Source organism: Vibrio genomosp. F10 str. 9ZD137 (assembly GCF_049974785.1).
GTDB lineage: Bacteria > Pseudomonadota > Gammaproteobacteria > Enterobacterales > Vibrionaceae > Vibrio.
Genome location: NZ_JBNGCJ010001012.1, coordinates 1 through 3,901, shown reverse-complemented (window position 1 = coordinate 3,901; position 3,901 = coordinate 1). Strand labels below are relative to the sequence as shown.

General features: G+C 44.5%; 4 protein-coding genes and 1 pseudogene. 1 reads left to right on the top strand and 4 read right to left on the bottom strand.

The window, feature by feature from the left end; translation table 11 throughout:
* The first annotated feature begins 39 nt into the window (after positions 1–39).
* Positions 40–795: a vitamin B12 ABC transporter ATP-binding protein BtuD gene (btuD, locus tag ACP45E_RS21620; RefSeq protein ID WP_017038862.1), complete on the top strand. Its 756-nt coding sequence runs from the start codon at positions 40–42 to the stop codon at positions 793–795.
* A gap of 141 nt (positions 796–936) precedes the next feature.
* Here btuD and ACP45E_RS21615 read toward each other — a convergent pair whose 3' ends face one another.
* The 4 genes and pseudogenes from ACP45E_RS21615 to ACP45E_RS21600 form a co-directional block, all read right to left on the bottom strand.
* Positions 937–1,509, bottom strand: a complete 573-nt coding sequence (locus tag ACP45E_RS21615; protein ID WP_017038863.1) for a nucleoside triphosphate pyrophosphohydrolase family protein — start codon at positions 1,507–1,509, stop codon at positions 937–939.
* A gap of 269 nt (positions 1,510–1,778) precedes the next feature.
* Positions 1,779–2,417, bottom strand: a complete 639-nt coding sequence (locus tag ACP45E_RS21610) for a sugar transferase (RefSeq protein WP_026026752.1) — start codon at positions 2,415–2,417, stop codon at positions 1,779–1,781.
* A 13-nt stretch (positions 2,418–2,430) separates the two neighbouring features.
* Positions 2,431–3,627, bottom strand: coding sequence for a glycosyltransferase family 2 protein (locus ACP45E_RS21605; RefSeq protein WP_017038864.1), 1,197 nt, complete (start codon positions 3,625–3,627; stop codon positions 2,431–2,433).
* Positions 3,624–3,901, bottom strand: a pseudogene (locus ACP45E_RS21600) (glycosyltransferase); the annotation flags it as partial. The pseudogene ACP45E_RS21600 and the gene ACP45E_RS21605, both read right to left, overlap by 4 nt.

The following is a 3,901-nucleotide window of genomic DNA, read 5'->3' as shown; positions in this document are numbered from 1 at the left end:
TAGGAGCACCAATCTTCATCTGGATGTTGGTGAAAAATCATGATTCACGTTAAAAGTGTTGCCGTCGCGTCGAGAATTCTTCCTCTCTCGTTTGAATGCAAAGCGGGTGAGGTGACACACATCATTGGTCCAAATGGCAGTGGTAAAAGTACACTGCTTTCCGCGATATCAGGAGTATTGCCCTTCACTGGAAGCGTGGTTATCGATTCACTTGAAGTGGAAAATACGTCATTAGAAACCCTCGCGGAGCACCGGGCTTACCTGTCTCAAAGTGATCGACCTGCATTTAACTTGGAGGTATTCCAGTATCTTGCGTTATCCGTGCCGCACTGTTGCCATGTTGATGAGCCCAAGGTTCAACAAGCGATAGAGACACTCACAGCGTTAGTCGGCATACAGGATAAAATGCACCGTTCTATTCACCATTTATCTGGCGGAGAATGGCAACGTGTGCGACTCGCCTCTATCTGTTTACAGGTATGGCCGGATATTAACCCTCATGCCAAACTGCTGCTGCTAGATGAACCTGCAGCCCCCCTCGACATTGCGCGTGAAAGTTTGCTCTATCGATTGATTGATGTCGTGGCAAAACGGGGACTCTGTGTCATTATGGCTAACCATGATTTGAATCGAACGTTGCGCCATGCAGACAGTGCGATTCTGATGAGTAATGGCATCATGCAGAAAGTGGGTAAGGTCGATGAAGTACTGGAACCAGGATTACTCACTGAGGTGTTCCAAATTCCAGTTAAAAAAGTGCAGGTAGACAAGCGACCTTATTTGATTTTTGACTAAACGGAATACTCAATACAAAAATAGCGAGCGACTGGCTCGCTATTTTGATCGGGCTAATATACCTAATGGGTTTCAATACGGTTTCTGTGTCGTTTCTGTGCCTGTGCGAGAAACGCTGAATATGCCCAGATTTTCATTAGATTAAACAAGCGGTGTTAAATCGGCAGGGCGGTAATAAACGGACTTCAGAACTTTACCTTGGCGAATGGTTTTTCCTTCCGCTACAAAATCTTCGGCACACTTAGCAATAATGTAATTGCCTTTTTGTACCGCCATCAATGCGATTCCTTGCTCTGCATAGAATGTTTCTGTCTCTGTGTATTCCGCTTCATTGCGGCATACCTTACTCATATTGCTTGAGTGTACTTCGTCCCAGCATGGCAAGAACTCAATATCACGGTTAATGGCCACATTAAGCAGCAGATCAATCAGGTAGCTAATGGCAAGGTTATCGTCGACCTGACTATGGCCAAGGTGAACAAGGCGCCCCATGAGAACGTACACACTATCGACAATGGCGTCAGCTTGTTCAATTTTTGAGTCCGCTTCTGCCAGTTCGGTCAGCTCTTCGATAATTAAAGACGTATGCAATGTATCGGCTTTTTCATTTAAGCTCGCGACATCAGAAACAGGCAGGTCGAAGGTACTACGAAACTCGGTAATATCGCGATAAAGATGGTCAAAGATAGGTTGAGTCAATTGAGATAAAAGCATGAAAAAGTCCGTTATAAATAGGCTTGATAATTTCTCAATATGATACCAAAGCACAGCGCTAGCTTCTATCTCGTTCTAGTGTCCATCTCGTTCTAATATCCATCTTGCTGTAACATCTGTCTTGTGCTCGTATTGATCCTGTTCTAACTTCTATCGCGTTATAGAACCCCCCCATGACTGACTGAATTGGCCCAACGCGGCGTAGAAGACATAACGAAGCGAAAGGCCAATGTGTTTGTAAACAATCTCAGGTGAGGATGTTCGCAGCGTTAACGGCCTCTACCATCGACCATGACTAAAATGGTCTTTGAAATGATACTCAAATCCATCAACAACCAGTTCCGCAAAGATCCTAAAGAGAGTGCGTAGCTATGATCGAACCCGACCTTACGACGAACATCATCAATACAAGTGTCATATCCTTGGTTTACCTGAGCAAGCCCCGTAATACCAGGCATAACGCCATAGGTTCGGTCAGCAAAATATGGGATGGCCGTTTCTAATTTATTGTAAAAACTAGGGCGTTCAGGCCTTGGACCAATCAACGACATTTCACCACGGATGACGTTGAACAACTGTGGGATTTCATCAAGGCGAGTTTTACGTAAGAAGCGACCTACAGGAGTGATGCGCGGGTCACCCTCGGTTGCCCACACTGCGCCTGAGCGTGATTCTGCGTCTTCGTACATGGTACGGAACTTAATAATATCGAAAAAGGCCATGTGGCTAGGGGTGGATTTTCCAACTCTCAGCTGCTTGTAAAACACAGGGCCAGTTGATGTCAATTTAATCGCGATGGCTATAAACGGCATGATTGGGCTAAGCAATAACAACGCTACAACGGAGCCAACTAAATCAAAAGCGCGTTTTGCGAACCAAATTGAAATACGGGAAGATTTATTCGTCATCATAATAATATCCTTAGTGATTTACACGCGTCCAGCGACCAGATTCAAAACCAAGTAGGTAACGTAACCCACCAACAAAGTTAGCGAAATGTCCTGATGCTAAGTAGGTAATAAGTGTGCATAATTTGCATTTGAATACGCTTGGGAATAGCAGGCTCAAGCCAGCAATTGAGTAGATCGTCAACTGACCGACCAGGGCAGCAAAAAATAGAGTGTGATGCATCAACATCATCGACGTTGTCAAGCATACAAGCATTAAGTATGGCGTCATCAATCTCAAGCCTTTACCTGATATAAAGGCAAAAGCGACGCCTTTGTATCTTGGGTTGAATAGGCCAAATAGTTGAATGACCTGTTGCATATTGCCAGCAGAGATACGTAAACGGCGTTTAAAATCGTTGTTTTGATTCGTCTCTTCTAACTCTAGCGCCACCAATTTTTCATCGTACAATGTCTTGTAGCCTTGTTTCACTATGGTCATCGGCAAAATGAAATCATCGTTAATGGTGTTTTCGCAAATAGGTTCAAATAGATGCGTCCTAAACAGATAGAATGCTCCGTGCGCGCCCAGCGTTGAACCTAGAGACGCTTCGTTTTGCTTGAGTTGACTCTGATATTTCCAATAGCTCGCTTCCCCTTCGTTGTTGGTTGACAGCAATTGGTAATGACCGTTCAGCACACCAGTGGATTCGTTAAGGAAGTGCTGCTCAGCGACTAACAAAGCGTCAATCGAGATCAAGGCTGAAACATCAGAAAGTGCGGTAACGTCAGTGGTGATCGTTTTCATTTGATGATTAATCACTGCGACTTTTCCCTTATTTTCAGCAAAGTCGCGGATTTCAAAGTGAACATCACTGCAAATGGATTCTTGTATTGTGTCCTGCGCGATTTCAACCGTGTTATCTGTGCAACCATCGCACGCTATGATGATCGATAAACGTTTTCTCGGGTAATCCAAGCTCGCGAGATTACGAATCTTTTCTGCTATCCAACGCTCCTCATTATAAGCAGGGACTAAAATAGTGATGGATGGACGCGTCGAGTCCAGATCGCTTCCGCGATAACCTCTCACGATGTCAGACACATGGCTAAGTGGATGACGCTTTGAATACCATTTTAAAAATAGCGGGTAACCGACGTGATGGTAAACGATAAGCATCGCACTCAATGCAGATATTAAGGCAACAAGCTGCTCAACGATACTGTTCATACTGCCGCCTCCGTGTTCAATGCTTTCAATGCCAGGTTCTCGTACGATTTCACCATGTTTCTAATGTTATTGTGTTTTAGAACAAATTCGCGTGGAGTCTGTTTGTCATCGACATTGGGTTGAAGGCTTGAATTTAAATTGGCATGACTACGAGCCATTTGAAAAAGCACATCCACCATATTATGCACATCATTGGCTTTTATTAACCGTCCGCTGGTTGGGCAAAGCGTCTCTTTACTTGCGCCCACATCCGTGACTGCGGTTGGTACGTTAC